At 63.6% G+C, this 17,328-nt stretch carries 16 protein-coding genes; all 16 read right to left on the minus strand.

Features of this window, described 5'->3' with window-relative positions; genetic code table 11:
* Positions 1 to 7: 7 nt before the first annotated feature.
* A complete protein-coding gene (locus E3O56_RS17365) occupies positions 8 to 1,591 on the minus strand; it encodes an FAD-dependent oxidoreductase (protein WP_248128625.1) in 1,584 nt (527 codons plus the stop codon).
* A gap of 10 nt (positions 1,592 to 1,601) precedes the next feature.
* Positions 1,602 to 2,525: an ABC transporter substrate-binding protein gene (locus tag E3O56_RS17370; RefSeq protein WP_216091804.1), complete on the minus strand. Its 924-nt coding sequence runs from the start codon at positions 2,523 to 2,525 to the stop codon at positions 1,602 to 1,604.
* 18 nt (positions 2,526 to 2,543) lie between these two features.
* Positions 2,544 to 3,317, minus strand: a complete 774-nt coding sequence (locus E3O56_RS17375) for an amino acid ABC transporter ATP-binding protein (RefSeq protein WP_216091805.1) — start codon at positions 3,315 to 3,317, stop codon at positions 2,544 to 2,546.
* On the minus strand, positions 3,310 to 4,281 hold the full coding sequence (locus E3O56_RS17380) for an amino acid ABC transporter permease (RefSeq protein ID WP_228308656.1): 972 nt from the start codon (positions 4,279 to 4,281) through the stop codon (positions 3,310 to 3,312). Before E3O56_RS17380 ends, E3O56_RS17375 begins: the two co-directional genes overlap by 8 nt.
* A 19-nt stretch (positions 4,282 to 4,300) precedes the next feature.
* Positions 4,301 to 6,694, minus strand: coding sequence for a TonB-dependent receptor (locus E3O56_RS17385; protein WP_248128626.1), 2,394 nt, complete (start codon positions 6,692 to 6,694; stop codon positions 4,301 to 4,303).
* 898 nt (positions 6,695 to 7,592) lie between these two features.
* Positions 7,593 to 9,719, minus strand: a complete 2,127-nt coding sequence (gene gspD, locus E3O56_RS17390; protein WP_078821827.1) for a type II secretion system secretin GspD — start codon at positions 9,717 to 9,719, stop codon at positions 7,593 to 7,595.
* Between the two features lie 5 nt (positions 9,720 to 9,724).
* The gene (locus E3O56_RS17395) at positions 9,725 to 10,225 is read right to left on the minus strand and encodes a general secretion pathway protein GspN (protein WP_078821828.1); all 501 of its coding nucleotides are present in this window, start codon (positions 10,223 to 10,225) and stop codon (positions 9,725 to 9,727) included.
* Entirely contained in the window at positions 10,222 to 10,824 is a 603-nt protein-coding gene (gspM, locus tag E3O56_RS17400) for a type II secretion system protein GspM (RefSeq protein ID WP_005789622.1), read from the minus strand. Before gspM ends, E3O56_RS17395 begins: the two co-directional genes overlap by 4 nt.
* Entirely contained in the window at positions 10,799 to 11,791 is a 993-nt protein-coding gene (locus E3O56_RS17405; RefSeq protein WP_248128627.1) for a PilN domain-containing protein, read from the minus strand. Before E3O56_RS17405 ends, gspM begins: the two co-directional genes overlap by 26 nt.
* Entirely contained in the window at positions 11,788 to 12,489 is a 702-nt protein-coding gene (locus E3O56_RS17410; RefSeq protein ID WP_248128628.1) for a general secretion pathway protein GspK, read from the minus strand. The genes E3O56_RS17405 and E3O56_RS17410 overlap by 4 nt, the downstream gene beginning before the upstream one ends.
* Positions 12,486 to 13,094 carry a prepilin-type N-terminal cleavage/methylation domain-containing protein gene (locus E3O56_RS17415; protein WP_078821832.1) on the minus strand — a complete coding sequence of 203 codons (609 nt, stop codon included), beginning with the start codon at positions 13,092 to 13,094 and terminating at the stop codon, positions 12,486 to 12,488. Before E3O56_RS17415 ends, E3O56_RS17410 begins: the two co-directional genes overlap by 4 nt.
* On the minus strand, positions 13,091 to 13,423 hold the full coding sequence (locus E3O56_RS17420; protein WP_032880303.1) for a prepilin-type N-terminal cleavage/methylation domain-containing protein: 333 nt from the start codon (positions 13,421 to 13,423) through the stop codon (positions 13,091 to 13,093). The genes E3O56_RS17415 and E3O56_RS17420 overlap by 4 nt, the downstream gene beginning before the upstream one ends.
* Positions 13,420 to 13,845, minus strand: a complete 426-nt coding sequence (locus E3O56_RS17425) for a GspH/FimT family pseudopilin (protein ID WP_103733805.1) — start codon at positions 13,843 to 13,845, stop codon at positions 13,420 to 13,422. The genes E3O56_RS17420 and E3O56_RS17425 overlap by 4 nt, the downstream gene beginning before the upstream one ends.
* Before the next feature lie 7 nt (positions 13,846 to 13,852).
* Complete coding sequence (gene gspG, locus E3O56_RS17430; RefSeq protein WP_103733804.1) at positions 13,853 to 14,263, minus strand: type II secretion system major pseudopilin GspG; 411 nt, start codon at positions 14,261 to 14,263, stop codon at positions 13,853 to 13,855.
* 20 nt (positions 14,264 to 14,283) lie between these two features.
* Positions 14,284 to 15,480: a type II secretion system inner membrane protein GspF gene (gene gspF / locus E3O56_RS17435; RefSeq protein ID WP_248128629.1), complete on the minus strand. Its 1,197-nt coding sequence runs from the start codon at positions 15,478 to 15,480 to the stop codon at positions 14,284 to 14,286.
* The gene (locus E3O56_RS17440) at positions 15,477 to 17,174 is read right to left on the minus strand and encodes an ATPase, T2SS/T4P/T4SS family (protein ID WP_248128662.1); all 1,698 of its coding nucleotides are present in this window, start codon (positions 17,172 to 17,174) and stop codon (positions 15,477 to 15,479) included. The genes gspF and E3O56_RS17440 overlap by 4 nt, the downstream gene beginning before the upstream one ends.
* Positions 17,175 to 17,328: the final 154 nt, after the last annotated feature.

Genomic DNA, 17,328 nt, shown 5'->3' on the forward strand with positions numbered 1-17,328 from the left:
TTGCTCCTCAAGAGGCGGCCACAGCCGCGATCTGTCGTTGTTGGGTGATGTGCTCGGCCAGTTGCGCCACCACATGGCGCGCGGAGTTGGCCGCCGACTCCTGCCAGATGCCCACGCCACTTTGCACCAGGCCGTCGCCGGCGAAGTACACCCGGCCATGGGGCCGTTCCAGCAAGGCGTGGGCCTGGGCGGGGAAGTGTTCGCGTTGCAGCCACGGGCCTTCGCTGTAGGGGATCTGTTCCCAGGACACCGCCAGTGGATGACGCAAATGTTTGGAATAACCTGGATGCAACAGCTCTACGGCTTGTCGGGAGGCGGCGTGCTGCTGTTCGAGTGGCTGTGCGCCGAACACGTCGGCGCCCTCCCCGGTCACGTAACCGGCCACCAGCACGCCCTCGCGGGTGTTGAGGTCGTTGCTGGGGTACCACAGCAAGCGCGCCGGGTGCTCGACCCATGACAGGCCGCCATAGGTGCGGTAATCGGTTTCCCAGAAACGTGGGGATTGCCACGCCACCTTGGTCGCCTGGTCGCTGCGCGTGCTGAGCAAGGCGGCCTTGACCGGGTCGCTGAAGTCGCTGTCGAGCCTGGCCAGCAGGGGCAGCGGCAAGGTCGAGACCAGGTAATCGGCACGCACCACCTGTTCGCGGCCGCTGTGCTGGTCGTGATAGGTCACCGCCACGCCGTCTTCCAGCTGGCGGATCTGCCGCACCTGGGCGCCCAGTTGCACCTGCTCATGCACGCGTCGGTAGAGGGCGTCGGTGATCCGGTCCATGCCGCCCACCGGCTGGAACATGGTGGCTGAAAATTCCGGGAATTCGGTGTGCAACAAAGCGCCCCAGAGTTCCGGGTGCAGCAAGCGCTCCAACCCCAGCGGCTTGTGGCGGGCGGGCAAGGCGCCAGGGTGGGCGGCGGATTCAAGGTGCCCGGAACGCAGGGTGCCCTCGAAGGCCAGCTCCTGGGACAGGTCGCCGTACACCTGCAAAAAACCCAGCAGGCGCGTGCGCTCTTCACCACTCAACACATCGTCAAGGGCGTCGCGTTGCACCGCCCTGGCCAGCAACCCGGACAGGTGCCCACGGGTATCGTTGAGCGCCTGGCCGACGCTGAACGCCGGCTGGCTCAGGTCCGGCCGCACCTGGGCGCCATGGCTGCTGTTGACCAGCACTTCCAACGGCACGCCCAGCTCACTGCAATAGTCGAGGATCGTGCGGTGCTGGCTGGGAATGCGCGCCGGGCCGGCGTTGAAATACTGGCCCGGATCAAACCCCACGGTTTGCAAGCGACCATCCTTGTAGTCCACGCGGTCGCCGTTGCGCAGGGTCCAGGTGCGACCACCCACGCGCTCACGGGCTTCCAGCACCTGCACGCTGAAGCCAGCGCGGCTCAGCTCCAGGGCCGTGACCAATCCGGCAATCCCGGCGCCCAGCACCAGCACGCGGGTGCCCTGCCCCAGGCCATCCTTGAGTTTCAGCGGTTGCGGTCGGCGGTGTGACGATGGGCCCAGCCCCAACACCGCCAGTGCATCCTTGACCGCCTTCTCACCGCCCACTGCGGCAATGCTCGACAGCGCTTCACGTCGTGTCAGTCCCATGTCGATGCTCCTAGTCCGGCAGGCCCGGTGGATTGATCAGCGACTTGTCGACGCGTTCGACATCCAGGCCCCAACGTTGCAGCACCTGCTCGTATTGCCCTCCGGCAATCGCGCCTTCCAAGGCAGTGTGGATCGGCTGGACCAGGCCGTTGTCCTTGCGCGTGGTCACGGCGATATCGGCCTGCAACGGCCACCCACCGTTGACAGTGCCGACGCGCTTGATGCCGCCGGTGATCGCCGCCGAATAGGCGTACACCGAGTTCGGCCCGAACAGTGCATCGCTGCGCCCTGACTGCACCGCCAGTTGCGCGGCGGCCTGGTCGTCGAAGTATTGCAACAGCGCAGGCTTGAGGCCGGCTTTTTCATTGGCCTCGTTCCAGGCCAGCAGGACCTTTTCCTGGTTGGTGCCGGAGCCGACGATGATCTTCAGCCCGGCAATGTCCGCCGCCTGCTGAATCGCGTTGATCTTGCTGGTGCTCTTGACGTAAAAGCCGAGCACATCCTGGCGGTAGGTGGCGAAGTCAAAACGCTTTTTACGTGCCTCGGTGACGGTGACGTTGCTGATCACCACGTCGTATTTGCCCGAGCTGACGCCCAGGGGCCAATCCTCCCAACTGGTCTGTACCACATTGAGTTGCAGGCCGAGGCTATCGGCGATCAGTTGTGCGGTATCGGCTTCGCTGCCGATGGTGGTCTTGTCGTCACTGGCGAGCAGTGCCAGGGGCGGCCCGGCCACGCCGGACACGGCCACGGTGAACTTGCCCGGCTGGGCGAACTTGAAGCCCGGCGGGATCTGCGCAATGGCCGCTTCATTGCGCGGCACATGGATGCGCGGGCGGTCGGGGCTGAGATCGACCTGTTGCACAGCGAAGGCGTATTGCGCGGTGCTGACGGCAAGCGCCAGCAAGGTCACGCGGGTGGTGTTGATGAACATGGGCACTCACTCCTTGAACTAAAGCACCTTGCCGAGAAAGGCCTGGGTGCGGGGATGGTGGGGTTGGCGCAGGATCTGTTCGGGCGGGCCTTCTTCGATCAGTTGACCGTCGCAAAGAAACACCACGTGGTCGGCCACTTCACGGGCAAAGCCGATCTCGTGGGTGACGATCACCAGAGTCACCCCCAGCCGGGTCAGACCCTTGATCACATCCAGCACCTCGCCCACCAGTTCCGGGTCGAGGGCCGAGGTGGGCTCGTCGAACAGCAGCACCTTGGGATCCAGCGCCAGGGCCCGGGCGATGGCGACGCGTTGTTGCTGACCACCGGAGAGCTGGCGCGGATAGGCGTCGGCCTTGTCCGCCAGGCCGACCTTGGCCAGCAACTCGGCAGCCTTGAAGTGCGCTTGGGCCTTGCTCCAGCGCTTGTGGGCCAACGGCGCTTCGGCGATGTTTTCCCAGGCGGTGAGGTGCGGGAACAGGTTGAAGTTCTGGAATACAAAGCCGACGTCGATGCGACGCTTGAGGATCTCGCGCTCCTTGAGTTCGAATAGCAGGTCGCCCTTGCGTCGATAGCCGACATATTCACCGTCGATGGTGATATGCCCGCTGTCGATTTTCTCCAGGTGGTTGATGGTGCGCAGCAGGGTGGACTTGCCCGAGCCGGACGGGCCGAGGATCACTGTGACCTTGCCGGGGTCGATGGTCAGGTCGATGTTATCGAGCACCTGCTGGTTGCCAAAGCGCTTGCCCACGCCCTGGATCTGGATGCGCCCGGCGCGTGCTTCAGCCATGGGACTTCTCCTTGAGCCACAGGCGCAGGCGCTGCAACGGCGTCGGCGGCAGCACCCGCGCGGTGCCGCGGGCAAAATGACGTTCGACGTAGTACTGGGCGCTGGTGAGCACGGTGGTGATGATCAGGTACCACACAGTGGCCACGATCAGCAGCGGGATCACCGCCTGGGTGCGGTTGTAGATGACTTGCACGGTGTAGAACAGCTCGGGCAAGGCCAGCACGTAGACAATGGAAGTACCCTTGACCAGGCCGATGATTTCGTTGAACCCAGACGGCAAAATCGAGCGCAGCGCTTGGGGCAGGATGATGCGGAAGATGCGCCGCGAGGCCGGCAACCCCAGGGCCGCGGCTGCTTCATGCTGGCCGGCCTCCACACCGATCAGGCCACCGCGGATGATCTCCGCCGCGTAGGCGGCCTGCATCAGGCTCAAGCCCAAAACCGCCACGGTGAATTGACTGAGCACATCCACCGTCGACCATTCGGCGAACACCAGGTCGGTGAACGGCACACCGAGCACGATGTGGTCGTACAGGTAGGCAAAGTTGTAGAGAATGATCAGCACCAGCAGCGCCGGCATCGAGCGGAAAAACCAGATATAGCCCCAGGCCAATGCGGCCAGCAACGGTGAGCCCGACAGCCGCGCCAACGCCAGCGCCGTGCCAAGGATGACGCTGAACACCGTGCTCAGCAGCGTCAGCAACAGCGTCTGCCCCAAGCCGCGCAGCACTGACGGCGAGAAGAACCACTGGCCGAACACCCCCCACTCCCACCGCGGGTTGGTGGCCAGGGAATGCACGATGGCCAGCAGCACCAGCGCGGCGAAGATCGACCCGGCCCAGCGCCAGGGATGCCGGGCGGGCACCACTTGCAGCGCCTTGATCGGCGTGGAGACGCGGTGCTGACGCAGCGGTTGTACGCTGACCTCATCAAGCAGGTCGTAGGGTTTGGCGACAATGGGCATGTGCTATTCCTCGCAGGCCTTAGAAGGCGTAAGTCAGCCGGGTGTAGTAGTACCCACCGGTAAAACCGTAGGGCGAATAAGTGCCGTAGCTGGCAACCATGGTGCTGCTCGGCACCCCTTGTTTCTTGGGGTATTGGTCGAACAGGTTCTTGGCGCCGATGGCGATGTTCAGGTCTTTGGTGAGGTTGTAGCCAAGGTCGAGGTCGGTGATCCATTTGGCGCTGTAGACCCGGTCCAGGTCGCGGTTGGCCGATGAATTGACCTCCTTGTAGGAACCGTAGCGAGTCAGGGCCAGGCTGAGATTGAAGCGTTCGATGCTCCAGTCGCCACCAAGGATCAGCTTGGTATTGGGCTGCACGCCGGTGATCAGGTTGCGGGCCTCGCGATCCATCAGGTCATAAGGCCGGCCAAGGATGCTGGTGGACGCCTTGTAGTTCTGGATTCTGGTCTGGTTCCAGTTGAACGCAGCGGTCCACTTCAGCGCGCCGAACGCGCCCAGGTCCTGGTTGTAGCTGCTGACCAGGTCCAGGCCCTTGGTGCGGGTGTCGGCGCCATTGATAAAGTACTGGCCGCCGGAGGTGGAGTTGATGCCGTTGTTCTGCAGTACCTGGGTGACTTCAGGGCCAAGCAAGGTGCCTGTCAGGGTGATGCGGTCACGTAGATTGATCACGTAGGCATCGGCGGTGAAGCTCAGGCGGTCGGTGGGTGTAAGGGTGAAACCGAGGCTGAAGTTGGTGGAGCGTTCGGGCTTCAACTCTTCGGCGCCCAGCGCCTTGGCCGCCGCCGCCCCCACCGGCAGCACGCCGTAATTGATCGACTGGTACACGCCGTCCACCACGCCATAGGTGGTGGAGCGCGCACTGAACAAACTGTTGGCCAGGGACGGCGCCCGAAAGCCATTGCTCACCGTGGCACGCACCGCGAACTGGGGCGTGAAGTCGTAGCGGGTGGTCAGCTTGCCACTGCGGGTGGCGCCCACGCCTTCGTTGTAATGCTCATAGCGCAAAGCGGTGCCGACGTACCAATCCGGCAAGGGGTTGAAGCCCACGTCCACATAACTGGCCAGGCTGTTGCGAGAAGCGCTGCTTTCTTCCTGCGGGGAAATACCGTTGGTAACCTGGGCTCCGGACGAGGCACAGTTACCCGGCGCCACGCAGTAGCCGCCGTTGGCATAAGACCCGTAGTCACCGGCCTGTACCTCGTAGGTATCGCGCCGATGCTCGAAGCCATAAGACAGGTCCAAGGGTTTTTGCAGGCCGATATCAAAGCCGCGTTTGAAGTCCAGGTTGGTGGTCAACTCGGTGGAAATCCAGGTGCCGGACGTGAAGCTGTTCGGCGTGGCCTCGCCCAGGGACGGGTTCTGGTTGTGGGTGGTGCCCTGCTCCGCTTCGTTGCGCCCATAGGTGGTAGACAAGTCCCAGTCCCACTCGCCCACAGTGCCCTTGCCACCGAACGCCGCCTGGAAGTCGTCCTCGTCGATGTACCAGGTCGGAGTGTACCCGGCCGGGTAACCGTTGGGCCCGGTGGTGATGGTGTTGGTAATGGTCGGCAGGCGGAAGTTCTGCCCCTGCTCGGCCTTGCGTCGCGAGTAGGTGGTAAAGGAGTAGAGGCTGAGGCTGTCGTCGATCGGCAACTCGGCGTTGTAGCCCAGGGACAGCAGGTTGGTCTTGGGCGTGCCGTAGCCGCCATAGGTGGACTTGCCTTCCAGGCCATACGCCTGCTCGTAGGTGTAGCCATTGGCGCTGGCCTTGTTGTCATCGTTCTGGCTACGCGCATCCAGAGCCAACTGCACGATGCCGCCGTTACCGATTTCGAAGCCCTTGTTGAGGCTTTGCTGCACCGTCTGTTTCTTCCCGTCGTAGCCAAGGCCGGTGTTGGTCACCGAAGTGCCGCTGGTGTCGGCCTTGAGGATCACGTTGATCACCCCGGCGATGGCATCGGAACCGTATTGGGCCGCGGCGCCATCGCGCAGGACTTCCACATGGTCGATGGCACTGATGGGGATCAGGTCCAGATCCGCCGGCGCCGCGCCAGTGTTGATGCCGTTGATATTCAAGGTGGCGCTGGTGTGGCGGCGCTTGCCGTTGACCAGCACCAGTACTTCGGCGGCGCTCAAACCCCGCAGGTTCGGCGCCCGGGCAATGCCGCTGGCGTCCCAGCCGGTTTTTTCCGGCAAGGTCAGCGACGGGATCACTGCGCTCAACGCCTCCATCAACCCGGGCTTGCCGGTGCTTTGCAGTTGCTTGGCGCTGACCACATCAATCGGCACCGGGCTGCTGGTGACCGTGCGCTGCTCGGCGCCACGGTTGCCGGTGACCACGACGGTAGACAAGGTGCTGTCGTCCTGGGCTTGCGTCGCTGCAGCCAGCAAGGACAACGTCAGGGCGGCGGTGGGTTGTAGAACGTGCTTCATATCCATTCCCGGCTTTTTCCAAATCGCGAAATCGAGCAGGCACGCGCCTGGCGCGGCGTGACCGGTGTTCAAAAGGCGTTTCGGCTTGGGCTAGGTGTGGGGCAAGCGAGGGGTTTGAAGTGGCAACATACGTTGAGCTCCCGTCCAACGATTCTGCTGCGGGGGATAATTACCCGGTCAGGCGCGCAGAATCTGAATCACGCTGGGTACCATCCGAGGTCAGGGGTAGGCTGTTGAGATCAAACATAACGGAATGAATTTCAAAAATATAATGCTGTTTTGGCATAAGCTAATATTCTCTACTTTCATTATTATTTAATATTTTTATTCATAACGGTAATGTTTAACCCATCAGCAGCAGAGAGATTCTGGGCTAGGGAGGTTGCCCTCGATAGCATAGGTATCTACACAACTTTGCAGCCGCCAACCGTAACCACGATGCGAAGCGAGCCGCTCGTGATCTTGATCTGCTTTTGATCCTAGGCGCCCCGTTAAACCACGCTGGCCGGAATTCGACAGGGATTTGGGGGGTAAACCGGCAGGGATGCCGGTTTAGCCGCCCCGCGCCATGGATGGCGCGTGGCGGCGGCCCCCCAAATCCATGGCGGATTACGGGCACACCGAGCCTAAGCGAGGTGCCGAGTGGTGGGGCAAGAGTCCTTTTGGTTACTTTTGGGGCTCTTTTCCAAAAGTGACCCGCTGTAAAAGCGGAACCAATATCAGCCGTTACCACAGGAATGGATATGTACTCGGTATAACTGTGTTGGCTGTCAGGCCGTCATCGCAGGCAAGCCAGCTCCCACATTTGGATCGCGTCGCATCATTTAGGTAGTCGCTGGCAGTCAAGCCGCCATCAGGAGCAAGCCCCCTCCCACATTGGTACTCCGAGCAACCAGGATTATTGAGCCGGCCGCAACAGTTGCATCTGCTGGCGATAATCATCAGTCACCTGCCGTGCCTGGCTGCTGCTGGTAATGACTCTTGGCGTAATGAGCACTATCAACTCTGTACGGTCCTTGGACTTGCCAGTATTGCCAAACAACCACCGCAACCCCGGTATCTTCCCCAGATAAGGCACGGCACTGACACTCTCGGCGTTGTCCTGTTTGATCAACCCACCAAGCAATACCGTCTGCCCACTCTGCACCGCCACCTGAGTCGACACCGAGCGTGTGGAAATGCGCGGGTTCACCGGCGTCTCACTGCTGCCCGCCGGGTTCTGGGCATCACTGACCTGCTGCTGGATATCCATGTACACCAGCCCGCCCGGATTGATGCGCGGCACCACATCCAGGATCACCCCGGTCTGCACGTATTCGACACTGCTCAAGGTGGTGTCGGCGTCACCGGTGTTGACGGTGGTCTGGCTGATGGGAATGTTATCGCCCACCTGAATCTGAGCCGGCTGATTGTTCATCACCACCAGCGACGGCGCCGACAGCACCTGGGTGCGGCCGTTGGTTTCCAGGGCGTGCAAGGCCACTTGCAGGTTGGAGCTGACAAAAGAGTAGAACAACGAATCCGCCGCCCCCAGCCCCGCCCCGCCACCGCCCAGGGCGCCTTGGCTGCCGGAGGCGTTGGCCACCGTGGTGCTGGTGGAATTGCCCGCCAGGCGGCCCAGATACCACTGCACACCCAGGTCCAGTTCACCGGTGAGTTTGACCTCCAGGATGCGGGTCTCGATCTGCACTTGCAGCGGTGGGTTGTCCAGGCGCTTGATCGCCGCTTCGATCTCTTTCCATTGCGCCGGACGGGTGCGCACCAGCAGCTGGTTGCTGCTCTTTTGCGCGGTGATGCGGGTGCCGGCTTCGAGGTCACTGGTGGGGGGCGCCTGGGTATTTTCGGCAGGTTCGGATTCGGGTTCGTCGGGTGCAGGCGCTGGGACATTGGCCTGCAGCCCAGCGCTGGTGGACGAGGACAAGGTGGTGGTACGCAACCCCGGCGCGACCTTGGCCGGTGCGTCGTCCTTGATCGCGCCATTGCCGTAGATCTGCCGCAGGTATTTGGCCAGGTCGGCGGCCTTCATATTGCGTACGTCGTACACATACATCTGCGGCTCATTGCCGCCGCCCTCGTCGATGGTGCGAATCCAGTCACCCACCTCGCTGAGGTACTCGGGCTGAGACGAAATCGCCACCACCGAGTTGGTGCGCTCGACCGGCAAAAATCGCAACATACCCGCCAGGGGCGTGCCGCTGTCGGCGCCGAACATGGCTTGCAGCTCGGGCATCAGTTCGGCCACCGAGGCGCGTTGCAGGCCGAAGACCGCCACGGACATGCCCTTGAGCCAGTCCACATCGAAAGTGTCGATGGTGTCCTGGTAGTTGGCCAGCTCTTCCGGGGTGCCGGCCAGGCTCAGTACATTGCGCGCCGGGTCGACCAGCAGAAACGCATTCTCTCGGGCGAACGGCTTGAGCAGTTTCTGCATCTCGGTGGCCGAGATATAGCGCAGCGGGAAGAGTCGCGCCGAGAGCCCGCTGGAGGGCTGCGTCACGCGCATCTGCGGCACCAGCTTGCCCGCCACCGCCTGGCTGGCCGGCAGGATCACGTAGCGGCTGCCCTGCTTGATCATGGCGTTGTCGGTCCAGGACAGCAGGGTTTCGAGGATCGACAGAGCCTGCTGCTTGTCCACCGGTTTTGACGTGGAGAAGCTGACATTGCCCTTCACGCCCTCGGCGATGCTGTAGTTCTCGTGCAGCAAGTCGCCCATTACGCTGTTGATCACCGCTTCGATGGGCTGGCCCTGAAAGTTGAAGACGATGTCGCCGCCCTCCTCCTGGGCTTTTACCGGCGCAGTGGGTTTACGCACGAACGTCTGATTGCCACGAATCAGCTGGCGCTGCGGCGGCGACTTCGCCTCGGGCAGAGCGCTTTGCATCGCAGGCGCCGCATTCGGCGGGCGTTGCGAACCGGTGCCTTGCAGCGCCTCGTTCAGCAGCTGTTCGTCCGGATCAAGGCGGTCGGGTAAGGATCCACAACCGCCCAGGGAGACGGCAGTGGCCAGGCAAAACAGCGAAGTGCGCATATCGATCAAGGGAGGGGCTCGCGGGGATGGGAAATCAGGGGTAACCGCTTGCCGTACAGGCTCAGGGTCTGGGTGCGCCCGTTGAGGGCGAATCGGGCGTATTGCGGGGTCAGGTGTTCCAGGCGCCAGCCGTTGGGCAGCGTCTGGCCCAGGCGCACCGTCAGGGGTGGGCCGCCGGCTTGCTTGAGCATGGCCATTTGCAGGTTGCCGGTGATCATGATGCCGCTGAGGGTCAGGTTGGCCAGGCTCGCCACCTGGGTCTTGCCGACCACGCTGTCCGGGCGGCGATCGGGGCTGAACAGCGGCGTCTGCCAGGTGCTCGCGAGCTCTTGCAACGCCGGCGCCGGTGCGGCCTGCACAGTGACGGAGGGCTGCACAGGTGCAGGCGCCTGCGGCAACCATCGCGGTTGATCACCGATGCTGCTGAGGATCACCGCCATCAGTACGCCCAATAGCCCGGCCAAGCCGAGCAAGCCCCACTCCAGGGGGCGCAGTGCACCGATCATGGCGCCACCTGCGCCGGTTGCAGGTAGCCACGCACCAGCAGTTGCACCGCCAGCTTGCCCGCCCCGCCAGTGGCCGGTGCCTGTTTGCTGCGGCGAATGCGCAACTCATCGACAAACAGAAACGGCGGCTGGTATTCCAGCGCGTGCAGGATCGCGGTCAGCGGTTCGATGGCGCAGTTCAGCGTAAGGCTGACCTTGACCTGCCGATAGGGCTCGCTGCTGTCCTGTTCGGTGGTGATGGGTTTGCGCTGGGTGAGGTTGCAGCCGCCGCCAAGGTTGGCGTGGCTGTTGATCAGGTCGGCCAGACGCTGCATCAGGTCGGCGGCGACCACATCGGGGTCATCGCCTGGCAACAGACTGGCGCTGCTGGCCGGGTCTTGCCGCGCCAGCTCAAGCTGTTCGCGCAATGCATCGCCCTGACGCAACACGGCGGCGTAGCGTTGCTGCTGCTCACGCAACTGCTGGGCTTGTTCGCCCATGGTGCGCAGCGGGCCGGCGAACCAGCTGTCGATCAGCAACCAATAGGCCGCACCGAGTACCACGGCCAGGAGCAACAAGGCCCCGCCACGACGTTCACGGGGTGTGAGGGGTCGGCGCATCGGCGGCCTCCGGGCGTAAGTGGGCGCGCAAGGCAAACTGGTCCTTACCGGTGCGCGCATCGGGTTGAATCACCCCTTCGAACTGGGCGTTGTCCAACCGCCGGCAGCCTTTGATGCGGGTGATCAGGCCACTGGCCTTGGCACTTTGCCCGGAGAAGGTCACCTCAGCGTCCTTGACGTCCAATTGGTCGAGCCAAGTGTCGGCGGGCAGGCAAGTGGTCAAGTCATTGAGCAGCGCAGCCAGCGGCGGTTGCGCCAGTTTGCGCTGGGTGAGGTACTGCGCTGCGCCGCGGGTATTGAGCAGTTGCTGGCGCAGGGCGTGCACCTGGGCGACCTGGTCTTTTTGCTGCTGCACGGTGGCGTGCATGGCGTCGAGTACACGCTGGCGGTCGTTGAGCCACAGCAACATGGCGGCGATCAGCAAGGCACCGCACAGCCATGGCAGGCTGCGCTGCAAATCCTTGCCCGTTCGGCGTTGGCGCGAGCGTAACGGTGCCGGCAGCAGGTCGATGCCCAGGCCCGCCACATCGACGCGATGGGGATGCAGACCAAGGGCAGCGCAGTCACTCAGAATCCGATCCAGACGCTCGCGCAGGATCGCCACCAGCGTGACCTCAAGGTGGGTGGGTGTGCGCTGCTCCTGACGCGCCACGAAGTACAACTGCTCGGCGTCGAACGGGGTGTAGCGGTCCAGTTCATAGCCGACCACCGCCGTGAGATTGCGCGCGGCCGCCAGGGGCAATTGCAGGCGTTGCTGCAGCACCACGTCAGGGCCGAGCATCAGCACCTGGCAGGCGCTGCCGGGGATAACCGGCGCCGTCAGCGGCCAGTGATGGATCTGTTCAGGCGGCTCTTGCGGGGCCAGCCAGCTCGGCACACAGCCGCGCAGCTCGGTGAGCCAGAGGCGCCAGCCTTGTTGCAACAGGCTGCCGCGCCACTGGCGGGCGATAGGTTCAAGTCGATTCATTCTTGCCACCGCACCACCCGATAGGGTTGTGCACGGTCCTCCGCGGGGCTCAATAAGACGGTGAGTTGCAGGCGTGCCTGATAGCCGCCGGGGCGCTCGGCACGGCTGTCGATTTCCAGCACCTGGCCGGGGTCGGCGCCCTCGGCGTTTTGCCGTGGCAGGTTCAATGCCTTGCGCATCAAGGGGCTGGCAAATGCCGGATCGGGTCGATCCAGGTCGCTCCACAAAGTAATTTCCGGCACTAATTGGCTGTACAGCTCCTGGGTCATACCGGGCAGTTGCCGCACTTCTTCCAGCACCCGAAACGGCGCCAGGCCCTGATGGCGCCGAGCCTCAAGCGCCTGGACCAGCTGATGGGCCTGGGCCGGGGTAGCGCCGCAAGCCAGGGCCAGGTGCAGCAAGTCATCGGGGTCGGCGTTGACCAGGTACAGCTTGCCGCGCTCACTGCGCAGGCGGACCTGTAGGCGGGCGTCGTCGAAGGTCAGCGCGATGGCACGCCCGTCCGCCACCCAGTGCCGATCAGCCATGACCTGGGCAATACCGGCTTCGGCGGCCAACAGCGCCTGGGTGTGCTGGCGGTACCACAGCGCCTGGCGACTTTGCAGTTGCACCCAGGCAGCCAAACCGCCGAGCAACAGGCTGAGTAAAGCCAGCACCCACAGCACCAGCAGCAACGCCGCTCCGCGTTGGCGCTTCATTGTTCACTGCTCGCGCTGCCGAGGTTCAGGCGCAGGGCAATCACTTGCGTCAGCCACGGCACCGGCCCGTTGACGCTGGCGTCGATGCGTACTGCGACGGGCAAGCGCCGGGGCCAGGGCCACGCGCTCAACCAGCCGGTGGGCTGGCCCAAGGGCGATACGCCGCGATAACTCAATTGCAGCGCCTCGACGTTATGCAGCAGCACTTGCGGTTCAGCGCGCTGGGCGTTGGCAGCGGATTGCAACTGCGAAAACGCCACCTGAAAATCCTGTTCTACCCGTTGCAAGGTAAAGCGCTGGATGCCCCCGCCGAGCACGCCGGGCAAGGTCGCCACAAACTGCAAGCGCTCTGCCGTACCGATAAAAAAACCGTCGGCCTGGCTGTCGTCTTCAATGATATTCAAGGGCAACGCCTCGCTGATCGCGGTGCGTAGAAACTGTTGGGCGGTGCGCATTTCATCCAGGCTCACGGTGTAACTTTGGGCCTTGGCCACCGCCCGATTGGCGCCCAGCAACGCAGCGCCCACCAGCAATAACAATATCGAAAGCAGGCTGAGCACCACGAGGATCTCCAGCAAGGTGAAGCCCTGCTCGCGGCGCTTCACAGGCGGGCCTTCAAGGTGCTGAAGCGGGCCTGATGCGCGCCTTCGCGCAGGTTCAGGTCGAGACGAAACAGATGGGGCTGTTGCCGGGTACTGGTCAAGTGCCAATGGATGCCATCAAGTTCGCCTTGCAAGGTGCCCTCGCTCAGCGGGCCGGCCGCTTCCTGGTCCAGCAGCGTGAGCGCGGCCTGGGTTAGCCGGTCGCTGTGGGCAACCTGGGCCAACGAGCGCGCACTCTGGCCGAAGGCAACCAGCAACACACTGCTGCACACCGCCATCAACGTCAGGGCCGCGAGCATTTCCAGCAGGGTAAAACCGGCCTGATGCTTCATGGCAGCGCCCTGGACTGCACGCTGCCGGTGAGCCAGCCAATGTCGATACGCCAACGCCGGGCGCCGCTGGCCAGCAGCAGGTTGCCGCCGGTGGAACTGCCATCGGGGTAGAACACCACGGCTGCCCCTGCCTGCTCGGCACTGTGCAGCGTCACCTGCAACGGTGCCTGCCACTGTTGCGGGGCACGCCCTGGAGCCCGGAACGTCAGACGTTGCAGGTCGAATTCGGTGCGCGCCGCCCGGCCGCTGACGATCGCCCCCGCCCGCGTGGCGCGCAGTGCCTCGACCATCTGCCCCACCACCCGCCGCTCCTGAGCCACTTGCAGCCCCTGGCGCACACCCAGCCCCAACAACCCGGCGGCGATACCGATCAATACAATGACCACCAGCATCTCCAGCAAGGTAAAGCCGCGCTGGGCCATGGGCGGGTTACTCCCAGTTACCCAAATCGGCACTGTAGCCCTCGCCGCCCGGTTGACCGTCCTGGCCGTAGAAGATCAGGTCGAAGGCGCCATGCTGCCCGGGGAAGCGATAACCGAACCCGTGGCCGAACGGGTCCTTCAACTCCGAAGGCTTGGCATAGGGGCCCGCCCAGCTGGAGGCATTGGCGGGCTTGTCGAGCAGCTGTTGCAGGGTGCTGGGCGGCGCCCCCACATCCAGGGCGTAGCTGTCGATCTTCATGCTCAAGCTCGCCAACTGCGCCTTGCCTGCGCCGTATTTGCCCTTGTCCACATTGCCGCCGACCTGGCGCACGACAATGGTTGCGACGATGCCCAGCAGCACGATCACCGCGAGCATTTCCAGCAGGGTGAAGCCGTTTTGGCGGTGCCGGGTTCTCATTGATTCCACTCCATGAAGGTTCATATATGGCTGGTGAGGCTCATCAGCGGCAGCATGATCGCGAGCATGATTACCGCCACCAGCACCGCCATGATCACGGTCAGCGAGGGCACCAGCGCAGCAAGCAGGCGGTCGATCGCGCGCTTGGCCTCGACGTCGAAGATGTCGGCGACCTTGAGCAACATGCCGGGCAGTTCACCGGCGTGTTCGCCGACCTCGATCATTTGCAGGGCCAACTGCGGCAACAGCGGCTGACTGCCAAACGCTTCGGCCAGGGTGCCGCCGCCTTTTACCTGTTGCGCCGCCAGCGCCACTTGCGCCTGCAATGCACGGTTGCTGCAGACCTGCCGGGCGATCACCAGCGCGGGCAGCAATGCCACGCCATTGCAGAGCAAGGTGCCGAGGGTGCGAGTCAGGCGTGCGGCTTGCACCCGTTGCAGCAGCGGGCCGACCACACGGATGCCCAGCAGATGACGGTCGTAGCGTTCGCGGCGGTTGGGGTCGCGCAGGCGCGTCGCCAGGAGCCCGGCACTGATCGCCAACCCGGCCAACAGCACCAGGCCATAGGCCGACAAAAACTCGCCAAGCCCCAGGATCACTTGGGTGATCAACGGAATCGGCACGCCCAGATCCTGAAAAATCGGCACGAATTGCGGCACCACATAGGCCAGCAACAGCGCCAGGGAACCCAGTACGCCCACCACCAGGAACGCCGGGTAGATCAGCGCGTTGATCACCTCGCCACGCAGTCGCTGGCTGCGCTCCAGGTAGTCGCTGAGCTGGCGCAGGGTGTCTTCCAGCGCACCACCGGCTTCGCCCGCGCGCACCATGCTCAGGTACAGCGCAGAAAACGTATCGCCCTCTTCTTCAAGCGCAGCCGACAGCGGCTTGCCGGCCTTGACCTGGTCACGGATGCGCTCGATCAAGGCCCGCACCTGGGGTTGGCCGGGTTGCTTGAGCAGCAGGTTCAACGAGCGTTCAAGGGGCTGACCGGCGCCGAGCAGCGTCGCCAGTTGCTGGGTGAAACTCACCAGCGCGGCCCCCTTCAACGGCCCGCGTACACGACGTAACGAGGCACTACCCGTCGTTTCAATATGCAGCAGCAACCAGCCACGCTTGTGCAAGATGGCGACGGCGGCGGCCTGGTCGGCAGCTTGCAGCGTGCCTCTCTGGGCGGCGCCCTGGCTGTCCAGGGCACGGAACTTGAACAGGCTCACGCATCCTCTCCACGGGTGACGCGCAACACTTCTTCCAGGGACGTGACGCCCGCCAGCGCCTGACGCAGGCCGTCTTCATACAAGGTGCGCAAACCGCCGCGACGGGCGGCTTGCTCAAGGGTGGCGGCGTCGGCGTGGGCCATCAGCAGGCCACGCAACTCATCGTTCATCACCAGCAATTCGGTGAGGGCGCTGCGGCCGTGGTAGTCGCCGTGATACAGCAAAATCGGGCGCTGCTCGGTGAGGCGATCCAGGCCGTGTTCCTTGATCAACGCCGGCGGCGCCTGGAACGCGACCCGTGTGGCCGGGTCCAGGCGCCGCACCAGGCGTTGGGCGAGAATGCCGCTGACGGTGGAGGCGATCAGGTAGCTTTCCACGCCCATGTCCAGCAAGCGTGTGATGCTGGCGGCGGCGCTGTTGGTGTGCAGGGTTGAGAGCACCAGATGGCCGGTAAGTGAGGATTGGACGGCGATGCGGCACGTTTCCAGGTCGCGGATTTCACCGATCATGATCACGTCCGGGTCCTGGCGCACGATGGCGCGCAGCGCTCCGGCAAAGTCCAGGCCGATGGCGGGCTTGACCTGGATCTGGTTGATGCCTTCAAGCTGGTACTCCACCGGGTCTTCCACGGTGATGATCTTGCGTTCGGCGGTGTTGAGCCGCGCCAAGGCGGTGTACAGCGTGGTGGTTTTACCCGAGCCTGTGGGCCCGGTGACCAGCAGGATGCCGTGGGGCCGCTCAAGCAAATCAAGGAAGGCTGCCAGGCGCTGGCCATCAAAACCCAGGCTTGGAAAGTCGAACTGCACGGTTTGCCGGTCCAACAGGCGCATCACCACCGACTCGCCGAAGCTGGTGGGCACCGTGGACACGCGCAAATCCAACGCCTTGCCCTGGATGCGCAGCATGATGCGCCCATCCTGGGGCAGGCGCCGCTCGGCGATGTCCAGGCGCGCCATGATCTTCACTCGCGAGATCACCGCCGCCGACGAACTGGCGGGCGGTGCTTCGGCGTCGTGCAGCACGCCATCGATGCGGTAGCGCACCTTGAGCTGGTTTTCGAAGGGTTCGATATGGATATCCGACGCCCGTTGTTCCACGGCGCGTTGCAGGATCAGGTTGACCAGGCGAATCACCGGCGCTTCGGAAGCCATGTCCTTGAGGTGCTCGATATCTTCGAGGGCACCACCCTGCTCATTGAGGTTTTCGATCAGCGTGCCCATGGCCGAACGGCCCTGGCCGTAGTAACGCTCGATCAGGCCCTCTACGTCGGTATGCGCGCCGATGGCCAGCCATACAGGAACTTGGCAGGCATACGCCAGGGCCTGGAACGGGTACCGCTGCGTCGGGTTGGCGGCCAGCACGCGCAGGCCGCCCTCGTCCCAGCCCATGGGCACCAGGTGGTAGTGACGCAGGAAACGCTCGGTCACGGCAGGTAATGGGTCGAGCAACGGCGGCGCAGCGTCGGCCGCCAGCAATGGCGCAGCCAGCAGATCGGCCCAGGCGCGGGCCAGTTCGATTTCGGACACCAGGCCCAGGCGCGTGAGTAAACCCAGCAGATCGCGAGGGTCATCGGATAAGCGCCGGGCGCGTTCCAGATCCAGCGTTTTAAGCCCGGCGTGCTGCATCAGCCACGCACACACCTGGTCGGTGTGCGGGATGTGCATCTTGCAAGCATCGATGGGGGCTGAAGACATCATTGAGGAATATCTAACGTTGCGAAAAGTATGGCTATTTGGAACTACCGAACAATGCCATTAGTTCGCCACAGCCGATGCAGGAGTTAGCCGGGTGTATCGACTGGAAGTTATAGCTCTAGTTCCGGCTGGCGGGAAATTAAATACAAAACAT

It is taken from the genome of Pseudomonas sp. W2Aug9 (assembly GCF_023127755.1).
GTDB lineage: Bacteria > Pseudomonadota > Gammaproteobacteria > Pseudomonadales > Pseudomonadaceae > Aquipseudomonas > Aquipseudomonas synxantha_A.

Bases quoted from the DNA above. Each gene is read 5' to 3' on its own strand.
- E3O56_RS17375 (WP_216091805.1), bottom strand. From the start codon at position 3,317: ATGGCTGAAGCACGCGCCGGGCGCATCCAGATCCAGGGCGTGGGCAAG.
- E3O56_RS17385 (WP_248128626.1), bottom strand. From the start codon at position 6,694: ATGAAGCACGTTCTACAACCCACCGCCGCCCTGACGTTGTCCTTGCTG.
- E3O56_RS17380 (WP_228308656.1), bottom strand. From the start codon at position 4,281: ATGCCCATTGTCGCCAAACCCTACGACCTGCTTGATGAGGTCAGCGTA.
- E3O56_RS17440 (WP_248128662.1), bottom strand. From the start codon at position 17,174: ATGTCTTCAGCCCCCATCGATGCTTGCAAGATGCACATCCCGCACACC.
- gspD (WP_078821827.1), bottom strand. From the start codon at position 9,719: ATGCGCACTTCGCTGTTTTGCCTGGCCACTGCCGTCTCCCTGGGCGGT.
- E3O56_RS17405 (WP_248128627.1), bottom strand. From the start codon at position 11,791: ATGAATCGACTTGAACCTATCGCCCGCCAGTGGCGCGGCAGCCTGTTG.
- E3O56_RS17370 (WP_216091804.1), bottom strand. From the start codon at position 2,525: ATGTTCATCAACACCACCCGCGTGACCTTGCTGGCGCTTGCCGTCAGC.
- E3O56_RS17420 (WP_032880303.1), bottom strand. From the start codon at position 13,423: ATGAAGCATCAGGCCGGTTTTACCCTGCTGGAAATGCTCGCGGCCCTG.
- gspM (WP_005789622.1), bottom strand. From the start codon at position 10,824: ATGCGCCGACCCCTCACACCCCGTGAACGTCGTGGCGGGGCCTTGTTG.
- gspG (WP_103733804.1), bottom strand. From the start codon at position 14,263: ATGAGAACCCGGCACCGCCAAAACGGCTTCACCCTGCTGGAAATGCTC.
- E3O56_RS17365 (WP_248128625.1), bottom strand. From the start codon at position 1,591: ATGGGACTGACACGACGTGAAGCGCTGTCGAGCATTGCCGCAGTGGGC.
- E3O56_RS17395 (WP_078821828.1), bottom strand. From the start codon at position 10,225: ATGATCGGTGCACTGCGCCCCCTGGAGTGGGGCTTGCTCGGCTTGGCC.
- E3O56_RS17425 (WP_103733805.1), bottom strand. From the start codon at position 13,845: ATGGCCCAGCGCGGCTTTACCTTGCTGGAGATGCTGGTGGTCATTGTA.
- E3O56_RS17410 (WP_248128628.1), bottom strand. From the start codon at position 12,489: ATGAAGCGCCAACGCGGAGCGGCGTTGCTGCTGGTGCTGTGGGTGCTG.